At 68.0% G+C, this 19785-nt stretch carries 21 protein-coding genes; 5 read left to right on the top strand and 16 right to left on the bottom strand.

Translation table 11 applies throughout. From position 1 onward, the window contains the following. Positions 1–20: 20 nt before the first annotated feature. From AC1RQF_RS30680 to AC1RQF_RS30660, 5 genes are all read right to left on the bottom strand, one after another. Complete coding sequence (locus tag AC1RQF_RS30680; protein WP_273999260.1) at positions 21–161, bottom strand: cytochrome oxidase small assembly protein; 141 nt, start codon at positions 159–161, stop codon at positions 21–23. 63 nt (positions 162–224) lie between these two features. Next, a complete protein-coding gene (ctaD, locus tag AC1RQF_RS30675; RefSeq protein ID WP_273999261.1) occupies positions 225–1835 on the bottom strand; it encodes a cytochrome c oxidase subunit I in 1611 nt (536 codons plus the stop codon). Positions 1836–1870: 35 nt separating this feature from the next. Continuing rightward, on the bottom strand, positions 1871–3439 hold the full coding sequence (gene coxB / locus AC1RQF_RS30670; protein WP_492873820.1) for a cytochrome c oxidase subunit II: 1569 nt from the start codon (positions 3437–3439) through the stop codon (positions 1871–1873). A gap of 50 nt (positions 3440–3489) precedes the next feature. Beyond that, the gene (locus tag AC1RQF_RS30665) at positions 3490–4005 is read right to left on the bottom strand and encodes a DUF2244 domain-containing protein (RefSeq protein ID WP_443111536.1); all 516 of its coding nucleotides are present in this window, start codon (positions 4003–4005) and stop codon (positions 3490–3492) included. Positions 4006–4201: 196 nt separating this feature from the next. Next, positions 4202–5170, bottom strand: coding sequence for a methyltransferase domain-containing protein (locus AC1RQF_RS30660; protein ID WP_273999265.1), 969 nt, complete (start codon positions 5168–5170; stop codon positions 4202–4204). Positions 5171–5252: 82 nt separating this feature from the next. Between AC1RQF_RS30660 and AC1RQF_RS30655 the strand changes: the two genes are divergently transcribed. Beyond that, the gene (locus tag AC1RQF_RS30655) at positions 5253–6017 is read left to right on the top strand and encodes a ComF family protein (protein ID WP_273999266.1); all 765 of its coding nucleotides are present in this window, start codon (positions 5253–5255) and stop codon (positions 6015–6017) included. Between the two features lie 42 nt (positions 6018–6059). Continuing rightward, entirely contained in the window at positions 6060–6530 is a 471-nt protein-coding gene (gene trmL, locus AC1RQF_RS30650) for a tRNA (uridine(34)/cytosine(34)/5-carboxymethylaminomethyluridine(34)-2'-O)-methyltransferase TrmL (protein WP_273999267.1), read from the top strand. Positions 6531–6560: 30 nt separating this feature from the next. Here trmL and AC1RQF_RS30645 read toward each other — a convergent pair whose 3' ends face one another. The 5 genes from AC1RQF_RS30645 to AC1RQF_RS30625 form a co-directional block, all read right to left on the bottom strand. After that, complete coding sequence (locus AC1RQF_RS30645; protein WP_273999268.1) at positions 6561–7100, bottom strand: O-acetyl-ADP-ribose deacetylase; 540 nt, start codon at positions 7098–7100, stop codon at positions 6561–6563. Between the two features lie 65 nt (positions 7101–7165). Further along, complete coding sequence (locus AC1RQF_RS30640; RefSeq protein WP_273999269.1) at positions 7166–8164, bottom strand: NAD(P)H-dependent glycerol-3-phosphate dehydrogenase; 999 nt, start codon at positions 8162–8164, stop codon at positions 7166–7168. Between the two features lie 26 nt (positions 8165–8190). Then, on the bottom strand, positions 8191–8676 hold the full coding sequence (gene secB, locus AC1RQF_RS30635; protein ID WP_273999270.1) for a protein-export chaperone SecB: 486 nt from the start codon (positions 8674–8676) through the stop codon (positions 8191–8193). Positions 8677–8791: 115 nt separating this feature from the next. After that, complete coding sequence (gene grxC, locus AC1RQF_RS30630) at positions 8792–9052, bottom strand: glutaredoxin 3 (RefSeq protein ID WP_252985116.1); 261 nt, start codon at positions 9050–9052, stop codon at positions 8792–8794. 11 nt (positions 9053–9063) lie between these two features. After that, entirely contained in the window at positions 9064–9471 is a 408-nt protein-coding gene (locus AC1RQF_RS30625) for a rhodanese-like domain-containing protein (protein WP_273999271.1), read from the bottom strand. Between the two features lie 134 nt (positions 9472–9605). Here AC1RQF_RS30625 and gpmA point away from each other — a divergent pair, with 134 nt between their 5' ends. The 3 genes from gpmA (at position 9606) to AC1RQF_RS30610 (ending at position 12954) form a co-directional block, all read left to right on the top strand. After that, positions 9606–10355: a 2,3-diphosphoglycerate-dependent phosphoglycerate mutase gene (gpmA, locus tag AC1RQF_RS30620; RefSeq protein WP_273999272.1), complete on the top strand. Its 750-nt coding sequence runs from the start codon at positions 9606–9608 to the stop codon at positions 10353–10355. Between the two features lie 164 nt (positions 10356–10519). Then, positions 10520–12085, top strand: coding sequence for a S41 family peptidase (locus AC1RQF_RS30615; protein WP_492873814.1), 1566 nt, complete (start codon positions 10520–10522; stop codon positions 12083–12085). A 110-nt stretch (positions 12086–12195) separates the two neighbouring features. Then, positions 12196–12954 carry a HesA/MoeB/ThiF family protein gene (locus AC1RQF_RS30610; RefSeq protein WP_273999273.1) on the top strand — a complete coding sequence of 253 codons (759 nt, stop codon included), beginning with the start codon at positions 12196–12198 and terminating at the stop codon, positions 12952–12954. 60 nt (positions 12955–13014) lie between these two features. Here the strand turns inward: AC1RQF_RS30610 and ptsP are convergent, their stop codons facing one another. The 6 genes from ptsP to AC1RQF_RS30580 form a co-directional block, all read right to left on the bottom strand. Further along, positions 13015–14787, bottom strand: a complete 1773-nt coding sequence (ptsP, locus tag AC1RQF_RS30605) for a phosphoenolpyruvate--protein phosphotransferase (RefSeq protein ID WP_273999274.1) — start codon at positions 14785–14787, stop codon at positions 13015–13017. Between the two features lie 202 nt (positions 14788–14989). Continuing rightward, on the bottom strand, positions 14990–15259 hold the full coding sequence (locus AC1RQF_RS30600) for an HPr family phosphocarrier protein (RefSeq protein WP_252987960.1): 270 nt from the start codon (positions 15257–15259) through the stop codon (positions 14990–14992). A gap of 75 nt (positions 15260–15334) precedes the next feature. Then, positions 15335–15808 (bottom strand): PTS sugar transporter subunit IIA, encoded by a 474-nt coding sequence (locus tag AC1RQF_RS30595; protein WP_273999276.1) that lies wholly within the window; start codon positions 15806–15808, stop codon positions 15335–15337. A 135-nt stretch (positions 15809–15943) separates the two neighbouring features. After that, the gene (gshB, locus tag AC1RQF_RS30590) at positions 15944–16900 is read right to left on the bottom strand and encodes a glutathione synthase (protein WP_492873811.1); all 957 of its coding nucleotides are present in this window, start codon (positions 16898–16900) and stop codon (positions 15944–15946) included. Between the two features lie 36 nt (positions 16901–16936). Then, positions 16937–18226, bottom strand: coding sequence for a glutamate--cysteine ligase (gene gshA / locus AC1RQF_RS30585; RefSeq protein WP_273999280.1), 1290 nt, complete (start codon positions 18224–18226; stop codon positions 16937–16939). A gap of 257 nt (positions 18227–18483) precedes the next feature. Further along, the coding region (locus AC1RQF_RS30580; protein ID WP_492873809.1) for an ammonium transporter at positions 18484–19785 on the bottom strand (1302 nt) is incomplete at its 5' end.

Raw genomic sequence — 19785 nt, 5'->3', positions numbered from 1 at the left:
GGAACTTCCTCAATACTGCGTCAGGACGTGGACAGGAACCACTGCTTGACGACGACACCCACAAAGAAAACGGCCACCGCCACCAGCAGGATCAAGCCGAGCCGCTTGTTGCCCGCGCGGATCTGCTCGGGCGACCGTCTTTGTTGTGGATTCCGGGTCATACGCTTGCTTTCAGGTTGCAGTCTCCGCGCCGCCTGCCGGCGGCGCGGAGAACGTGAACGGGATTACTCGACCGTCGGCGGATGCTCGAAGGTGTGGAACGGAGCCGGGCTCGGCACCGTCCACTCGAGGCCCGTCGCGCCGTCCCACGGCTTGTCGGACGCCTTCTCCAGTTCGCCGCCGCCGCGATAGGCCGGCAGTGCGACCGCGAACAGGAAGTACACCTGCGCGAGACCGAAGCCGAACGCGCCGATCGTCGCGATCTGGTTGAAGTCGGTGAACTGCGCCGGATAGTCGGCGTAGCGACGCGGCATGCCGGCGAGGCCGACGAAGTGCATCGGGAAGAACGTCAGGTTGAAGAAGATCATCGACGCCCAGAAGTGGATCTTGCCGCGCGTCTCGTTGTACATCCAGCCCGTCCACTTCGGCGCCCAGTAGTACCACCCGGAGAACAGCGCGAACAGCGAGCCCGCCACCAGCACGTAGTGGAAGTGGGCGACCACGAAATAGGTGCCGTGGTACTGGATGTCGAGCGGCGCCATCGCGAGCATCAGGCCCGTCAGGCCGCCGAACGTGAACACGAACAGGAAGCCGATCGAGAACAGCATCGGGGTTTCGAAGGTCATCGAGCCGCGCCACATCGTCGCGACCCAGTTGAACACCTTCACGCCCGTCGGCACGGCGATCAGCATCGTCGCGTACATGAAGAACAGCTGGCCCGTGACCGGCATGCCCGTCGCGAACATGTGGTGCGCCCAGACCATGAACGACAGGATCGCGATCGACGCGGTCGCGTAGACCATCGAGCTGTAGCCGAACAGCGGCTTGCGCGCGAACGCCGGGATCACCGCGGACACGATCCCGAACGCCGGCAGGATCATGATGTACACCTCGGGGTGGCCGAAGAACCAGAAGATGTGCTGGTACATCACCGGATCGCCGCCGCCTGCCGCATTGAAGAACGACGTGCCGAAGTGACGGTCGAACAGCACCATCGTGATCGCGCCCGCGAGCACCGGCATCACGGCGATCAGCAGGAACGCCGTGATCAGCCAGGTCCAGGCGAACAGCGGCATCTTCATCAGCGTCATGCCCGGCGCGCGCATGTTCAGCACCGTCACGATGATGTTGATGCCGCCCATGATCGACGACGCGCCCATGATGTGCACCGCGAAGATCGCGAAGTCCATGCCCGGGCCCATCTGGGTCGACAGCGGCGCGTACAGCGTCCAGCCGGCGGCCGTCGCGCCGCCCGGCGCGAAGAACGAGCCGACCAGCAGCACCGCGGCGACCGGCAGCAGCCAGAAGCTGAAGTTGTTCATCCGCGCGAACGCCATGTCGGACGCGCCGATCTGCAGCGGGATCATCCAGTTCGCGAAGCCGACGAAGGCCGGCATGATCGCGCCGAACACCATGATCAGGCCGTGCATCGTCGTGAGTTCGTTGAAGAACTCCGGACGCATGATCTGCAGGCCCGGCTCGAACAGCTCGGCGCGGATCGCGAGCGCCATCACGCCGCCCGACAGGAACATGATGAACGAGAACAGCAGGTACAGCGTACCGATGTCCTTGTGGTTGGTGGCGAACAGCCAACGGCGCCAGCCGTGCGGCGTCTCGTGCGCGTGGTCGTCGTGGGCGTGCCCGCCGGCGGCTACATCGTGTCCGATGCTAGACATAGAACTCTCCTAATCCGAATAACGTCGACAACACGTCAAGCCGACGGGGCGATCTCGACGCGACGGGCTTCCTTCGCGTCCGTCCCGCCCGTGATCGTTTCCGGCTTCTTCATCACAATCCGGTCCTCTGCGACGCCGGCGGCCTTCAGCGCATCGCGCACGATCAGCGCGCGGTGCTTCGCCAGTTCGGCGTTCGCGTCGGCCGAGCCCGTCGTGTCGGTGAAACCCGACAGCGTGAGCTTCGCGTCCGGATGCGCCTTCGCGTAGTCGGCTGCCGCGGCGATCGCGTCCTTCGCGTCCGCCGGCAGCTCGCTCTTGCCCGTCTCGAAATAGATCGCGGCCGGCAGCGCGGCAGCCTGCGCCGACGCAGCGGCGCCCGACGCGGGTTCCGCGGCGGGGGCGGCCGCCTGCGCGCCGCCTTCCGGCAGCTTGCCGCTGCGCGCGTCGGCCACCTGCTTCGGCTGCAGCGAATCGCCCATGTGGTTGCCCCACGAATTGCGCTCGTAGGTGATCACGGAAGCGATGTCGAGATCCGACAGCGACGCCCAGGTCGGCATCGCCGCCTTGCCGTGCAGCACGATGCTCACGTGCTCGGCGATCGGGCCGTTCGCGATCTTGCTGCCGTCGAGCGCCGGGAACGCGCCGAGGCCCTTGCCGTTCGGCTGGTGGCACACCGCGCAGTTGGCCTTGTAAACCTCTTCGCCGTGCGCGATCAGCTCGGCGCTCGTGTAAACCTTGTTCGGGTCGATGGCCGCGGCCGCCAGCTTGGACTTCTGGTCCTTGACCCACTTCGCGTAGTCGTCTTCCGACAGCACTTCGACGACCACCGGCATGTACGCGTGCTCCTTGCCGCACAGCTCCGTGCAGAAGCCGCGGAAGGTACCGACCTTGTCGGCCTTGAACCAGGTGTCGCGCACGAAGCCCGGAATCGCATCCTGCTTCACGCCGAACGCGGGCACATACCACGAGTGGACGACGTCGTTGGCGGTCGTGATGATGCGGATCTTCTTGTTGACCGGCACGACGAGCGGGTGGTCGACTTCCTGCAGGTAGGTGTCGGTGATCGGCGCCTGGCCGTTCACTTCGCTGCGCGGGGTCGACAGCGTCGACAGGAAGCTGATGCCTTCGCCCGGCCCCTTCACGTAGTCGTAGCCCCACTTCCACTGGTAGCCGGTGACCTTGACCGTGAGGTCGGCGTTGGTCGTGTCCTTCATCGCGACGACGGCCTTGGTGGCGGGCAGCGCCATCAGCACGACGATGATGAACGGCACGATCGTCCAGATGATTTCGACGGTGGTGCTTTCGTGGAAATTGGCGGCCTTGTGGCCCTTGGACTTGCGGTGCGCGAAGACCGAATAGAACATCACGCCGAACACGCCGACGAAGATCACCGTACACAGGATCAGCATCATCGTGTGGAGATCGTAGAGTTCTTCAGCGATCTTCGTGACCGGCGGCTGGAGATTGATCTCGTTGACGCGGGGGCCGCCCGGACTGTCACCGACCGCCAGAGCGGCGCCGGCAAAGAGCAGTCCACTGCATGCCAGCACGCCCATGAGGGCTCGCTTGATTGTTTTCATAGCTTCCTTACCCAAAATTTCCATTCAAACCCTCCCCCGTCGCAAGCTGCCTCGCTTTGCGCCGGCCGCCTCGTTCAGCCGCAACGCATCAGCGACGTACGCAGCTCATGTGCGAACTGCGCGCGCCGGTATTGCGCGAGATGCTGCCCGACCACCACGGTCTGCCCACGCGACACCAGCCTGATCGGATCGCGCGGCGACGCAGCCGGCTCGACCCGCACCCAGCGCGGGTTGAATTCGATCTGCGTCAGCTGCTCCGCGCTCATCCGCTCGATCAGCAGCCGATGAGGGAACAGCCGGATGCGTTCGTAATCGACCGCATGGCGCGCGTAAATGGCAAACGCGACGCCGACCGCCAGCAACTCGACCCCGGTGAAGGGCAGCACGAGCCACGCACCGCGCCACAGCAACAGTGCTGCGATGACAAGCGAAAATGCCGCGAGCGATACATAGAAAGTCACGAACTGGCGCGGCGACACCGAGCAGTTGCGCTTCATCAGCCAGTCCCGCAGGACCGGCTCGGCATCCGTCACACTGTCCGCTACTTCCATCGCAACCCCTCGCGAATGGCATGTGGAGCTTGCCCGCATCGGGCTCGCCGCCCTGTATTGTGGGGACCCCCAGGACGACAAACTGACGCATTATAGGCGCGATCAGGGGCATCCACAAGCAAACGCCCATCGCCCGGCGAGCCAAGCGCGACAAGCTTTCCGGCCATTTCGGGGGACTTTTTCCACCCGCTCGCGGCCGTTAATTCCAGACATAACAAATCCGCGCTTTACCGCTTCAGCGAGGCCTGGGACGCCCTTTGCCGATGTCCTCGATGCGCACGATCCCATGCCCTTCGGCGGTCGTGCGGGGCGCCGCCTTCCAGGCATGGCCGTAGATCACCTCGAAGGTCAGCGGGATCGTGCCGTCGTCGCGCCGGCGCGTTTCCAGCGCGTCGCCGAGCGCGCGCCGCAGGCGCCGCGACGGCCCCTGCCGGCGCGCGCCGCGCTCGAACGGATAAGCGCCCCAGCGGCGCACGTCCGCGAGCAGCGAATCGGCGGATTTGTAGGTGACGGTCAGCACTTCCTGGTCCATCACGGGGATCTCGAAGCCGCTTTCGACCAGCATGTCGCCCAGGTCGTGCATGTCGACGAACTCGACCACGTGCGGATCCGGCCGCGCGTCGCCGACCGCGGCCTCGGCTTCCGCGAACGCCGCGCGCAGCTCGCGCAGTGAATCGGGGCCGAGGGTGCTGAACATCAGCAGCCCGTCGACGCGCAGCACGCGGCGCCATTCCGGCAGGACGAGATCGGGACGCGCGTGCCAGTGCAGCGCGAGATTGGACCAGAGGAAATCGAAGGCGCCGCCGGCGAACGGCAGCGCGGAGAAGTCGGCCTGCGCGACGCGCGGCCCGCGATGGCCGAGCGCCTTCGCCAGCGAGGCGGGCAGGAAGCGCCGCCAGCTCGTCTCGGCGGTCTCGCGCGCCGACGCGCGCGCGAGCATCTCGCCCGACAGGTCGACGCCGAACACCGGCGCTTCAGGAAAGCGCGCGCGCAGCAGCGGCAGATCGTCGCCGACGCCGCAGCCCGCGTCGAGCACGCCGGCCGGGTTCACCTTGATGTAGTCGAGGCGCTCGCACATGCGCTGCGCGATCTCGCGCGGCAGGAACGCCACGGCGTCGAACGCGGCGGCGCGACGGTCGAAGATTCGCCGCAGGCGTCGTGGATCATAGGCCGGACGGCCGGTCGGTGCGGGAGCTGGGGACATGTCGGGCAAACTGGCGAAGAGCCCGAAGTATACTCGCTCGCTTCGCGCCCTTCAGCGAAGCGGGCCCCACCGGAGAAAACCGATGTCCGTGCCGCTCCCGCCGAGGCGCGACCGCCGCGCCCCATTTTCGTGCGCGGGCGTCGCGCTGGCGCGCCTCGCCGCGTGGGCGCTGCCGAATCTGTGCGCGCTGTGCGGCAATTTGTCACAGCGAACGCTGTGCGCGCAGTGCGACGCGGCGTACTGGAACGAGGCGCGGCTGCGCTGCGTGCAATGCGCGCTGCCGCTGCCCGCCCGGCCCGCCGCGGACTATCGATGCCGCGCGTGCCGCGACGCGCCGCCGCCGTTCGACGCGACGCTCGCGCTCGCCGATTACCGCGCGCCGCTCGACGGCCTCGCGCTCGACCTGAAGTTCCGCGCGCGGCTCGCGCTCGGCGCGGAATTCGCCGGCCGTCTCGCGCGGCTCGCCCACGAGCGCTTCGGCACGGCGCACGGCCTCGACCTGCTCGCGCCCGTGCCGCTCGCGCGGCGGCGGCTCGTCGCGCGCGGCTACAACCAGGCGTGGGCGATCGCCCGGCCGCTCGCGCGACACCTGCGGGCGCGCGCCGTATCGACGCTCGCCGAGCGGCGCGTCGACACAGCGCCGCAGTCGCGGCTCGACGCCGGCGCGCGCCACGCGAACGTCGCGGCGGCCTTCGCGCCGACGCGCGCGGTCGACGGGCTGCACGTGGGGCTCGTGGACGACGTCATGACGTCGGGCGCGACGCTCGGCGCGCTCGCGCGCTGCCTGAAGGACGCGGGTGCGCGCCGCGTGACGAATTTCGTCGCGCTGCGCACCGCGAAAGATTGAAATAGATTGACTCACATCAAGACTACTTGCCGGACTCGAATCATGTTCAACGTCGTTCTCGTCGAACCCGAAATCCCGCCGAACACCGGCAACGTCATCCGCCTGTGCGCGAACACCGGCGCGCGGCTGCATCTGATCGAGCCGCTCGGCTTCCCGCTCGACGACGCGCGCATGCGCCGCGCCGGGCTCGATTACCACGAGTACGCCAACATGCGCGTGCACCGAGACTGGGAGGCATTTGTCGCCGCCGAAACGCCGGACCCGACGCGCATGTTCGCGTTCACGACGCGCGGCTCGGGTCGCTTCCACGATCTCGCGTTCCAGCCGGGCGACTGGTTCGTGTTCGGCCCGGAGACGCGCGGCCTGCCCGCGCCGCTGCTCGAACGCTTCCCAACCAGCCAGCGCGTGCGGCTGCCGATGCGGCCGGACAACCGCAGCCTGAACCTGTCGAATACGGTCGCGGTCGTCGTGTTCGAGGCGTGGCGTCAGGCGGGCTTCGAAGGCGGAGCGTAAACGGAAGGAAGGCAGCGGAACGCGCGACGCTCAGGCGCGGGCGAGCGCGGCGCGGTAAAGCGCGAGCATCGGCTCGGAAAAGCAGGCGAACAGGATCCGGTCGAAGCAGCCGGCCTGGGGGCCGCCGTCGCGCAGCGCCTCGCCCACGGCGCGCACGGCGATCGCGGTCGCCGCCTCGGCCGGATAGCCGTACACGCCGCAACTGATCGCGGGAAACGCGAGCGACCGGCAGCCCGCCCCGGCCGCCGCCTCGAGCACGCGCCGGTAGCACGAGGCGAGCAGCGCCGCCTCGCCGTGCGCACCGCCCTGCCACACCGGCCCCACCGTATGAATCACGAAGCGCGCGGGCAGCCCGTGTCCGCGCGTGAGCTTCGCATCGCCGGTCGCGCAGCCGCCGAGCGCCGCGCATTCGCGCAGCAGGCCAGGGCCCGCCGCCCGGTGGATCGCACCGTCGACGCCGCCGCCGCCCAGCAGGGTTTCGTTGGCGGCGTTGACGATCGCGTCGAGCGCGAGCGTCGTGATGTCCACGACGCGCGCGTCCAGTTGAGTCGAACCGATGAGATGCGGCATGACGGCCTCCACGGCGAACCTCGCCCGCGCACAGCCTAGCGCGTTCGCCGCGCGCCCGCGCTGCGCTACTCGGCCTTCGCGTCGCGGCGCAGCAGGCCGCTCACCGCGTCGCGCGGCGCGACGCCGTCGAACAGCACGGCGCACACCGCCTCGGTGATCGGCATCTCGATGCCGTGATCGCGCGCGATCGACAGCACCGCCTGCGCGCAACGCACGCCTTCGGCGACGTGGCCGAGCGAGGCCAGGATCGCCTCGAGCGTGCGCCCTTCGGCCAGTTGCAGGCCGACGGTGCGGTTGCGCGACAGGTTGCCCGTCGCGGTCAGGATCAGGTCGCCCAGGCCGGTCAGCCCGGTGAAGGTTTCCGCGCGGCCGCCGAGCGTCACGCCCAGGCGCGACATCTCGGCCAGGCCGCGCGTGATCAGCGCGGCCCGCGCATTGAGGCCGAGCCCCAGGCCGTCGGCGATGCCGGTCGCGATCGCCAGCACGTTCTTCACCGCGCCGCCGACCTCGACGCCGACCACGTCGTCGCCGGTATAGATCCGCATCGCGCCGTGATGGAACGCCGCCACCGTGCGCTCGCGGCAGGCGGCCGAGGCGCTCGCGATCGTCAGCGCGACGGGCAGGCCCTCGCCGACCTCGCGCGCGAAGCTCGGGCCGGACAGCACGCCGTTGCTCGGCTGCCCGGGCAGCGCCTCCGCGATCATCCGGTGCGGCAAGAGCCGCGTGTCGGCCTCGAAACCCTTGCAGACCCATACCAGATGCGCGGGCACCCGGCCCGCGTCGCGCATCGCGCCGCACAGCGCGCGCAGCCCGGCGACCGGCGCCGCGACCACGCACAGCGCGTCGTCGCCCGCCGCATGCGCGAGCGCGGCCGCGAGATCGGCCTCGTAGCGCAGCGCCGGCGACAGCGCGACGCCGTCGAGGTAGCGGACGTTTTCGCGCCGGGCCTCAAGTTCGGAGACGAGCGCGCGATCGCGCGCCCACAGGAGCGTATCGTGCCGCGCGGCCAGATGGCCGGCCAGCGCGGTGCCCCACGCGCCGGCGCCGAGAACGGAGACTTTCATACCCAGCACCGGTCGGTCGCGGCCGCTCAGTTGAGCGTCGTGCCGTTCGGCGCGCCCTGCGCGCCGCCTTCCGCCTGCTGCGACAGCTGCGCGAGACGCTGCTCGTACAGCGCCTGGAAGTTGATTTCCGCGAGGTGGATCGGCGGGAAGCCCGCGCGCGTGATCGCGTCGGCGATGTTCGAACGCAGGTAAGGGAACAGGATCGTCGGGCAGGCGATGCCGACGAGCGGGTCGATCTGCTCGGCCGGGATGTTGCGGATATCGAAAATGCCGGCCTGCTTCGCTTCGATCAGGAACGCGACCTTGTCCTTGACCTTCGCGGTCACGGTGCCCGACACGACGATCTCGTACACGCTTTCCGCGAGGCGCTCGGCCTTCACGTCGACTTCGACCTCGACCGACGGCATGTCCTGCTCGAGGAAGATCGCCGGCGAATTCGGCTGCTCAAGCGACAGATCCTTCAGGTAGATGCGCTGGATATTGAAGAACGGCTGGTTTTCGACGTCGGACATGGTGGCTCCCTAAAATTGATAGCAAGGCGGCCGGAACCCTCCGGCCTGCCCGGTTTTGTTCGTGCTGCGGCACGCGTCGCCCCGATGCGGAGCGAAGGCGGCCATTCTGCCGGAATTAGGCGGCTTCCAGAAGCGGCTTCAAGCCGCCTTCGCGGTCGAGCTTCGACAGATCGTCGTAGCCGCCGACATGGGTTTCGCCGATATAGATCTGCGGCACCGTGCGACGGCCGGTGCGCGTCATCATTTCCTCGCGACGCGTCGGATCCTTGTCGATCAGCACCTTCTCGATCTGCTCGACGCCGCGCAGCTTCAAAAGCCGCTCGGCCTGGACGCAGTACGGGCAGACCTGGGTGCTGTACATGACCACTTTATTCACTTCACCACTCCTTATTTGACGACCGGCATGCCGGCCTGCTGCCATGCGGCCACGCCGCCCTGCAGCACGTGCACTTCGCCGTAGCCCGCGTCCTGCGCGAGCTTGGCCGCCTTCTGCGACTGCTGGCCGTTCTGGCAGACGAGCAGCAGCGGCGCGCTCTTGTTGCGGGCGACCTGTGCAAGCTTCGTCTGCAGTTCGCCGAATTCGACCGAGCGGGCCGCCGGCAGGTGGCCCACGCCGAATTCGGCCGCCGGGCGCAGGTCGATCACGACCGCGTTGCGGCGGTTGATCAGTTGGGTCGCCTCCGCCGCGGACAGGCCCGCCCCGCCGCGCCGCAGCGCGGGCAGGGCCAGCAGGCCGCCGGAAACCACCAGAATCCCGATGAGGGCCAGGTTCGTGTAATCGCTAAAGAACGTCACGGAAAATCCGCCGAAAAAAAGAGAAATCGAAACGACAATCCCGCCATTATAAAATAAGCGCCTTGCGCGATGGCGCCCCACCGCTGCCCGGGCCGTGTCGCGAACCGCTTCCTCACTACCGACCGCAAGCACATATGTACAAGCTCGTTCTCATCCGCCACGGCGAATCGACCTGGAACAAGGAAAACCGCTTCACGGGCTGGGTCGACGTCGACCTGACCGAACAGGGCAACCGCGAGGCCCGGCAGGCAGGCGTGCTGCTCAAGGAAGCCGGCTACGCGTTCGACATCGCCTACACCTCGGTGCTCAAGCGCGCGGTCCGCACACTGTGGCACGTGCAGGACGAAATGGACCAGATGTATCTGCCCGTCGTCCACACGTGGCGCCTGAACGAGCGCCACTACGGCGCGCTGTCCGGCCTCAACAAGGCCGAGACCGCCGCGAAGTTCGGCGACGAGCAGGTGCTGGTCTGGCGCCGCAGCTACGACACGCCGCCGCCCGCGCTCGAGGCGGACGACCCGCGCGCCCCGTTCGGCGACCCGCGCTACGCGAAGGTGCCGCGCGAGCAGCTGCCGCTCACCGAGTGCCTGAAGGACACGGTCGCGCGCGTGCTGCCGCTGTGGAACGAGTCGATCGCCCCGGCGGTGAAGGCCGGCAAGCAGGTGCTGATCGCCGCGCACGGCAATTCGCTGCGCGCGCTGATCAAGTATCTCGACGGCATCTCCGACAGCGACATCGTCGGCCTCAACATCCCGAACGGCGTGCCGCTCGTCTATGAGCTGGACGCCGGCCTCAAGCCGATCAAGCACTACTACCTCGGCGACCAGGACGCGATCGCGAAGGCCCAGGCCGCCGTCGCGCAGCAGGGCAAGTCGGCGGGCTAGGCCCGCGGCGGGCGCCCGCCCGGCGGCGGCGCCCGCGAACCCGCCGGGCCGGGCGCTGTCGAACCCGTTCCGGCGCGATCCGCTCGATTCGGGGGCGAGCAGTTATACTTGTCCGTCCTGTTGTCCCCGCCACAGCCACGCGCTTTCCGACCGCACCAGACTCTATGCGAATGAAATTGAAGAATATCGGCCTGATTGCCGCGGGCCTCGCGACCGGCGTATTCGCCACGCTGCAGATCTCCGCCTCGGCCCAGCAGGCGGCCGTCACGTCCCCGCTGCCGCTCGACCAGCTGCGGCTGTTCGCCGAGGTGTTCGGCCAGATCAAGCGCGAGTATGTCGAACCCGTCGATGACAAGAAGCTGCTGACGGCCGCGATCAAGGGCATGGTGTCGAGCCTCGACCCGCACTCGTCGTACCTCGACAAGACCGACTACGAGGAACTGCAGGAACAGACCAAGGGCCGCTTCGCGGGCCTCGGCATCGAGATTTCCCAGGAGGACGGCCTCGTCAAGGTGATCTCGCCGATCGAGGACACGCCCGCGTTCCGCGCCGGCATCCGTCCGGGCGACCTGATCACCCGCATCAACGATCGCCCCGTGCGCGGCATGACGCTCGACAAGGCCGTCAAGCAGATGCGCGGCGAGCCGGGCACCAAGGTCACGCTGACCATCTTCCGCAAGAGCGACGACCGCACCTTCCCGGTCACGGTCACGCGCGCGATCATCCGCGTGCAGAGCGTGAAGATGAAGATGCTCGACCCGGGCTACGCCTACATCCGCATCACCAGCTTCCAGGAACGCACGACGCCCGATCTCGCCGCCAAGCTGCAGGACATCGCGCGCCAGCAGCCGAACCTGAAGGGCCTCATCCTCGATCTGCGCAACAACGGCGGCGGCCTGCTGCAAAGCGCGGTCGGCGTCGCGGGCGCGTTCCTGCCGCCCGATTCCGTCGTCGTGTCGACCAACGGCCAGATCCCGGATTCGAAGCAGGTCTATCGCGACAACTACGACAACTACCGCCTGCCGTCGTTCGACAGCGATCCGCTCAAGAACCTGCCGGCCATCTTCAAGACGGTGCCGATGGTGGTGCTGACGAACGCGTACTCGGCGTCGGCGTCGGAAATCGTCGCGGGCGCGCTGCAGGATGCGCACCGCGCGCAGATCCTGGGCAAGACCACGTTCGGCAAGGGCTCGGTGCAGACGGTCCGGCCGATGACGGCCGACAGCGCGCTGCGCCTGACGACCGCGTACTACTACACGCCGAGCGGCCGTTCGATCCAGAACAAGGGCATCACGCCGGACATCCCGGTCGACCAGTTCGCGGACGGCGATCCGGACGACGTGCTCGTCACGCGCGAAGTCGACTACTCGAACCACCTCGCGAACACCCAGGATCCGAACGAGAAGAAGGAACAGGAAGATCGCGAGCAGCGTCGCATGGAGCAGCTGCGCGTCCTCGAGGAGCAGAACGACAAGAAGACGCCGGAGCAGCGCCAGAAAGACCGCGACCGCAAGCCGGTCGAGTTCGGCACCGCCGACGACTTCATGATGCAGCAGGCGCTCGCCAAGCTCGAGGGCAAGCCGGTGCAGGAGTCGAAGTCGATGCTCGCGGAAAGCACGAAGGGCGCGGCCACCGGCAAGGCGGCCTCGTCCGCCGCGGCGCCGAAGGGTGCGTCGAAGGCGACCGCCAAGCCGGCCTCCGCCGCGCAGCCGGCCTCGGCGCCGCAGTAAGCGCCCAGGCGGCCCCAGCGGGCCATCGCGGCAAGCGCCGCGATGGCCCGTTTCATTTGCGCGCCTAGAATAGACGCCACGCGCCCCGTTTCCTCGCCCGACCGCCCGCCATGAACGACGACCAGCTCCTCCGCTATTCCCGCCACATCCTCGTCGACGAGATCGGCATCGAAGCGCAGCAGCGCTTTCTCGATGCGCACGCGCTCGTGATCGGCGCGGGCGGCCTCGGCTCGCCCGCGGCGATGTACCTGGCCGCGTCGGGCGTCGGCACGCTCACGCTCGTCGACGCCGACACGGTCGACCTCACCAACCTGCAGCGCCAGATCCTGCACGATACGGCCGCGGTCGGCCGTCGCAAGGTGGATTCGGGGCGCGACGCGCTCGCGCGGCTCAATCCGGAGGTGCGGGTGCACGCGGTCGCCGAGCGCGTCGACGACGCCTGGCTCGCGCACGCCGTGCCCAAGGCGAGCGTCGTGCTCGACTGCACCGACAACTTCGCGACCCGCCATGCGATCAACCGCGCGTGCGTCGCGCATCGGGTGCCGCTCGTGTCCGGTGCGGCGCTGCGCTTCGACGGCCAGATCAGCACCTTCGATTTCCGCGACCCGGCCTCGCCGTGCTACGCGTGCGTGTTTCCGGAGGATCAGCCGTTCGAGGAAGTCGCCTGCTCGACGATGGGTGTGTTCGCCCCGACGGTCGGCATCATCGGCGCGATGCAGGCGGCCGAGGCGCTGCGCGTGATCGGCGGCATCGGCGCGACGCTCGCCGGCCGGCTCATGATGCTCGATGCGCTGCGCATGGAGTGGAATACGATGCGGATCGCGCGACAGCCGGATTGCCCGGTGTGCGGCGACGCGCACGCGCACTGACGCGGCCCGCGCGCGGCCGCCGCGATCGTTGGCGCGGCCGCGCGACCTGAAGCCGGGAGGCTAGGCGGCGACGTCCGCGCGCGGTTCCGCGCTGTCGAGGCGCTTCAACGCCGACTGCACCTCCTCGGGCTCGAACGCCGCGAGCACGTCGGCCGTCGGCTTCTCGAGCGCCTTCAGATGCGCGCGCAGGATCTCCTGCTTGACCACCAGCAGCTGGCTCGGGTGCATCGAGAACTCGGTGAGCCCCATGCCGAGCAACAGACGCGTGAGCGCCGGATCGCCCGCCATCTCGCCGCACACCGACACCGGCACGCCCGCGCGCTTCGCCTCGCGCAGCGTGTAGGAGATCAGGTGCAGCACGGCCGGATGCAGCGGGTCGTACAGATGCGCGACCGCGTTGTCCGCGCGATCGATCGCGAGCGTGTACTGGATCAGGTCGTTGGTGCCGATCGACAGGAAGTCGACCCGCTTCAGGAACAGCGGCAAGGCGATCGCCGCGGCCGGGATCTCGATCATCGCGCCGACCCGCACGGTCGGATCGTAGGAGAGCCCCGCGTCGTCGAGCTGGCGCTTTGCCTCGCGGATCAGGTCGAGGGTCTGGTCGATCTCCTGCGCATGCGCGAGCATCGGGATCAGGATCTTCACCGGGCCGAACACCGACGCGCGCAGGATCGCGCGCAGCTGCGTGAGGAACATCTGCGGCTCCGACAGGCTCCAGCGGATCGCGCGCAGGCCGAGCGCGGGATTCGGCGCGGTCTCGTAGCCTTCGTCGAGCGCTTCGAGCGGCTTGTCGGCGCCGACGTCGATGGTGCGGATCGTCACCGGCAGCCCGCGCATCAGCTCCACCGCGCGCCGATACGCACCGAACTGCTCCTCCTCCTCGGGCATCTGGTTCTTGTGATTCATGAACAGGAACTCGGTGCGGAACAGCCCCACCCCCACCGCGCCCGCGTCGATCGCGGCCTTCGCATCGTCGGGCAGCTCGATGTTCGCGCACAGATCGATGCGGGTACCGCACAAGGTTTGCGTCGGCGAGAACTTGAGGCGCTGCAGCTTGCGTTGCTCCAGCGCCTTTTCCGACTGCCGGTACGAGTACTCCTCGAGCACGATCGGCGCGGGATCGACGATCACGATCCCCTGGTCGCCGTCGACGATGATGAGGTCGTCCTGGCGGATCAGCGCGCTCGCGTGCTGGACCCCGACCGCGGCCGGGATGCCGAGGCTGCGCGCGACGATCGCCGTATGCGAGGTGCGGCCGCCGAGATCGGTGACGAAGGCCTGGAACGACTGGCTCTTGAACTGCATCATGTCGGCGGGCGCGATGTCGTGCGCGACCACGATCATCTCGTCCTTGCCGCGCGCGGCGCGATCGAGCGCCTGCGACGCGGACGGCGCGCCCGCGAGCGCCTTCAGCACCCGCTCGACCACCTGCTCGATGTCGGCCTTGCGCTCGCGCAGGTACTCGTCCTCGATGTCGTCGAAATGGCGGGTCAGCAGCTCGAGCTGCTCGGTCAGCGCCCACTCGACGTTGTAGCGGCGGGTGCGGATCAGGTCGATGGTTTCCTGCACCAGCATCGCGTCGCTCAGGATCATCGCGTGCACATCGATGAACGCGGCGACTTCGGACGGCGTGTCGTCGTTCAGGTCGGCGCGCAGCGCGTCGAGTTCGCAGCGCACCGCGTGCAGCGACGCGCGAAAGCGTTCCACCTCGGCGTCGATCTGCGCGGCGTCGATCAGGTAATGGGCAACGTCGAGCGCCGCCCGCGCGATCAGATACGCACGTCCGATCGCGATGCCTCTTGAAACGGGAATACCATGCAGCGTGAAGGACACGCGCACCTCCTCTCATCATGTAAGCCGCGGCGCACCGCTGCGATGCGCTTATGACCCCGGTACCCGATTATAAATTCCGCCGCGCGCCAAGGCTGCATGCGGCGCAGCATGCAGTCGTCAATGCATTGTTGTGACGGAAACAGAAATGCCGCGGAAGCCCGCGGCATTCTCATCAAATTCCGGCGCGGCGCAACCGGTCGGTCTACTGACCTTCGCCGAACTTGTCGGCGATCAATTTCAGCAGTGAATCCATCGCCTCTTTTTCATCCGGCCCCTCGGTCTCGATCGTGATCGTGCTGCCAATCCCCGCCGCCAGCATCATCACGCCCATGATGCTCTTCGCATTGATCCGGCGACCGTTGCGGGTCATCCAGACCTCGGCCTGGAAATTCCCGGCCAGCTGGGTCAGCTTGGCGGAGGCCCGGGCATGCAGCCCCAATTTATTCACGATGGTCGTTTCTTGCTGAAGCATGGTTTCCGGTGATCAGGTCAGGGCAGCCGGCGAGCGCTTCGCCGGCCGGGGGTTGAATGACATGCATCCGCCCGCTCAGTGCGGCTCGGCCTGCGGTTTCGGTTCGGGCGGAATCGGCGCGCACTCGCCGCAGCCGAGCCCGGGCGAGCGCGGCGGCGGCGTGCCGGCCGCGACTTCGTGGATCCCCTTGGTGGAACCCGCGAGCGCCTTGTCGACGAGCGTATCGAGCGGCGTGGTGCGGTAACAGACCGCGCGCACCAGCATCGGCAGATTGACGCCCGCGAGCACGCGGACCCCGTCGAGCTTCGCGAGCTGGCCCGCGATGTTCGCGGGCGTCGCGCCGTACATGTCGGTCAGCACGAGCGCGCCGTTCTCTTCCTTCAGGCGCGCAAGCTCGGCGTGCGCGAACGCCATCACCTGAACGGGATCGCTGTCGGCCTGCACGTCGATGCAGCCGATGCGCGCGGGCACCCCGCCGTAGATATGCGAGATGCAGTCCCGCAGAGCGGTCGCGAGCGGTGCATGCGCGATGATGAGAATGCCAGCCATATCAGCCTTGCAACGAGTTCGGCCCGCCTGCCGGGCCTGGCGCACGAGAAACCGTGCCGGGCAAGCGGGCATTGTAGCAGGCCGTCCGGACCGGCCGGCGACGGGGCCTGCGCGGCCGCCGCCGGTGCCGGCGGGTCAGCCGGCGGCGCGCTCCAGCGCGTCGACGAACATCGCCGCCACATCGAAACCGGTCTGCTCCATGATTTCACGGAAACAGGTCGGGCTCGTGACATTCACTTCGGTCAGCCAGTCGCCGATCGCGTCGAGGCCGACGAGCAGCAAGCCGCGCGCCGCCAGCACGGGCGCCAGCGTCTCCGCGATCTCGCGGTCGCGCGCGGTGAGCGGCTGCGCGACGCCGAGACCGCCTGCAGCCAGATTACCGCGCACTTCATTCCCCTGCGGAATCCGGGCAAGCGAGTACGGAACCGGTACACCGCCGATAACCAGGATACGCTTGTCGCCCGCCTTGATCTCGGGAATGAATTTCTGCGCCATCACCGAGCGCGCGCCATCGTGGCTCAACATCTCGATGATCGAGCCGAGGTTCATCCCGTCGGCCTTCACGCGGAACACGCCCATCCCGCCCATGCCGTCGAGCGGCTTCAGGATCACGTCGCCGTGCTCCGCGTGGAACGCGCGCAGGCGCGCGGCGTCGCGCGTGACGAGCGTCGGCGCGACGAACTGCGGGAATTCGCCGATCGCGAGCTTTTCGGAGTGATCGCGGATCGCCTGCGGCCGGTTGAACACACGCGCGCCGCCGCGCTCGGCCTGCTCGAGCAGCCAGGTCGAGGTCACGTACTCCATGTCGAACGGCGGATCCTTGCGCATCAGCACCGCGCCGAACGACGCGAGCGCGCGCGCCTCGACCGGGCCCGCCTCGTGCCACGGCGCGCGATGCAGGTCGGCGGCGTCGCCGACGAGCGTCACGCGGCGCACGTCCGCCTCGACATGCGCGCCCGTCCACGCGAGATGGCGCGGCTCGCACGCATAGACTGCGTGGCCGCGGCGCGCGGCCTCGGCCATCATCGTGTAGGTCGAATCCTTGTAGATCCGGAACTGATCGAGCGGATCGGCGATAAAGAGGATATCCATGCGGTCCCTGAGCGTGGTGGGGCTGCGCCCCGCGATTTATACCTGGATGGCTTCCGGGTCGGTCTTCTCGAGCTCCACCGACGACGCGAGCAACCCGAGCCGCGCGACCACGCCGTACATGTAGAAGCGGTTCGGCGGCGCGGCGCCCGGCTTCGCGTGCGCGTCCGGCAGCGCGGTGTGCTCGAAGCCGAGCGGCACGTAGTGCATGCCGGGGGCGTTCAGGTTCTGGTCGCGCTCGCGCGCGCCGTGGGTGCGGTAGAACCCGCCCACCACGTAACGGTCGATCATGTAGACGACCGGCTCGGCCACTTCGTCGCCGATCCGCTCGAACGTGTACACGCCTTCCTGCACGATCACGTCGCGCACCGCGAGCCCCGCCTTCGATTCCGACATGCGCGCGCGCTCGGCCTTCGTCATGCGGCCGATCTCCGCGGCGTCGTGCACGGTCATCACGCCGCGCCCCGCGGTGCCCGCGTCGCCCTTCACGACCACGTACGGCTTCTCGCTGATGCCGTACTCGCGGTACTTGCGCGCGATCTTCTTGAGCACCGCGTCGATCGCCTCGGCGAGCGCGCCGCCGCCCTCCTGCGCCTGCCAGTCGATATCCTCGACGTGCGCGAAGTACGGGTTCACCATCCACGGGTCGACGCCGACCATCTTCGCGAACTTCTTCGCGACGTCGTCGTAGCAGGCGAAGTGATTCGACTTGCGGCGCACCGCCCAGCCCGCGTGCAGCGGCGGCAGCAGATACTGCTCGTGCAGGTTTTCGAGCACGGCCGGGATGCCCGCCGACAGATCGTTGTTCAGCAGGATCGAGCACGGCTCGAAATTCTTCAGGCCGAGACGGCGCGGCGTGCGCTCGAGCGGCTCCAGCACGATCTTCTGGCCGTCGGCCAGCGTGATCGGCGTGAGTTCGGCGATGCCCGGATCGAGCGAGCCGAAGCGCACGTTGAGCCCGGCCTGGCGCATGATCGTCGCGAGCCGCGCGACGTTCTCGAGATAGAACGCGTTGCGGGTCGGCAGCTCGGGAATCACGAGCAGATTCTTCGCATCGGGACAGATCTTCTCGATCGCGGCCATCGCGGCCTGCACGGCGAGCGGCAGCACTTCGGGCGGCAGGTTGTTGAAGCTGCCGGGAAACAGGTTCGCATCGACGGGCGCGAGCTTGAAGCCCGCATTGCGCAGGTCGACCGAACAATAGAACGGCGGTGTGTGTTCCTGCCATTCGAGCCTGAACCAGCGTTCAATGGCAGGCGTGGCGTCGAGGATCTTCCGCTCCAATTCGAGCAGCGGACCATTTAACGCCGTAACGAGGTGGGGAACCATGAATCACTCGCGGACGGGAGAAAAAAGATTGTAGAGCAATTGCCTACCGCATTTGGGGATTGTTCCCGCGATCGCAAGGATTTAATGGATGTTTATCGCTATAGACCTGATAGCCGACAGGGTTTAACGGCGCCACACCGCCGCCACACCCAAAAAAGAGCCCGCCGAACGGCGGGCCGAAGTCGCTGCGCTCATGCATTCCGGGCGGCGCGGCGTGAAACGGGCCGCGCGCCCGACGAACCGATCACGACCTGCGCTTACTCGACATGCTCGCCGTGCAGGATCACGTCGAGGCCCTCGCGCTCTTCCTCTTCCGACACGCGCAGGCCCATCACCAGATCGATCCCCTTCAACAGCACGAAACTGACCACGCCGCTGTAGACCAGCGTGATCGCCACGCCCTTGGCCTGCAGCAGCAGGCTGCCGTCGGCGCCGCCGATGTCCTTGACCGCGAACACGCCCGTCAGCAGCGCGCCGAGGATCCCGCCCACGCCGTGCACGCCGAAGGCGTCGAGCGAATCGTCGTAGCCGAGCTTGGTCTTGAGCCAGGTCGCCGACCAGAAGCACACGACGCCCGCCGCGATGCCGATCACGAGCGCACCGGCGACGCCGACGAAGCCGGCGGCCGGCGTGATCGCGACCAGCCCGGCGACCGCGCCCGACACGATGCCGAGCACCGAGGGCCGGCCCTTCGCGATCCATTCGGCGAACATCCAGCCGAGCGCCGCGCAGGCGGTGGCCACCTGGGTCGTCAGCATCGCGAACCCGGCGCGGCCGTCGGCCGCGACCGCCGAACCCGCGTTGAAGCCGAACCAGCCGACCCACAGCATCGAGCCGCCGATCAGCGTCAGCACCAGATTGTGCGGCGCCATCGCCTCGCGGCCATAGCCGACCCGCTTGCCGAGCACGAGGCAGGACACGAGGCCCGCGATGCCGGCATTGATGTGCACGACGGTGCCGCCCGCGAAGTCGAGCACGCCGTCCGACGACAGCCAGCCGGTCGGCTCCCACACCATGTGCGCGATCGGCACATAGACGATCAGCGACCAGAGCGTCATGAACACCAGCATCGCCGAGAACTTCATGCGGTCCGCGAACGCGCCGCAGATCAACGCCGGCGTGATGATCGCGAAGGTCATCTGGTAGACGAAATAAACCGTCTCGGGGATCGTCGGCGCGAGGTGGCTGACGGTCAGCGTGGTGGCCTTGTCGCCGTGGATGTAGTTCATGCCCGACAGGAACACCCGCGAGAAGCCGCCGATGAAGCCGTTGCCCGGCGTGAACGCGAGGCTGTAGCCGACCACCGTCCACAGCACCGTGATCAGCGCCGTGATCGCGAAGCTCTGCATCACGGTCGCGAGCACGTTCTTCTTGCGGACCATGCCGCCGTAGAACAGCGCGAGGCCCGGGATCGTCATGAACAGCACGAGGGCCGTCGAGGTCAGCATCCACGCGGTGTCGCCGGAATTGATCTTCGACGAATCGACCGAGAACGGCGCGGTCGGCGCGGCGGGCGCCGCCGCCGAAGCCGGCGCGGCGGCCGCGGCGCTGGCCTCGGC

Source organism: Burkholderia sp. GW821-FHT14F03, assembly GCF_058803765.1.
The sequence above is the reverse complement of the archived record's forward strand: the minus strand, read 5'-3'. Positions and strand labels throughout refer to the sequence as shown.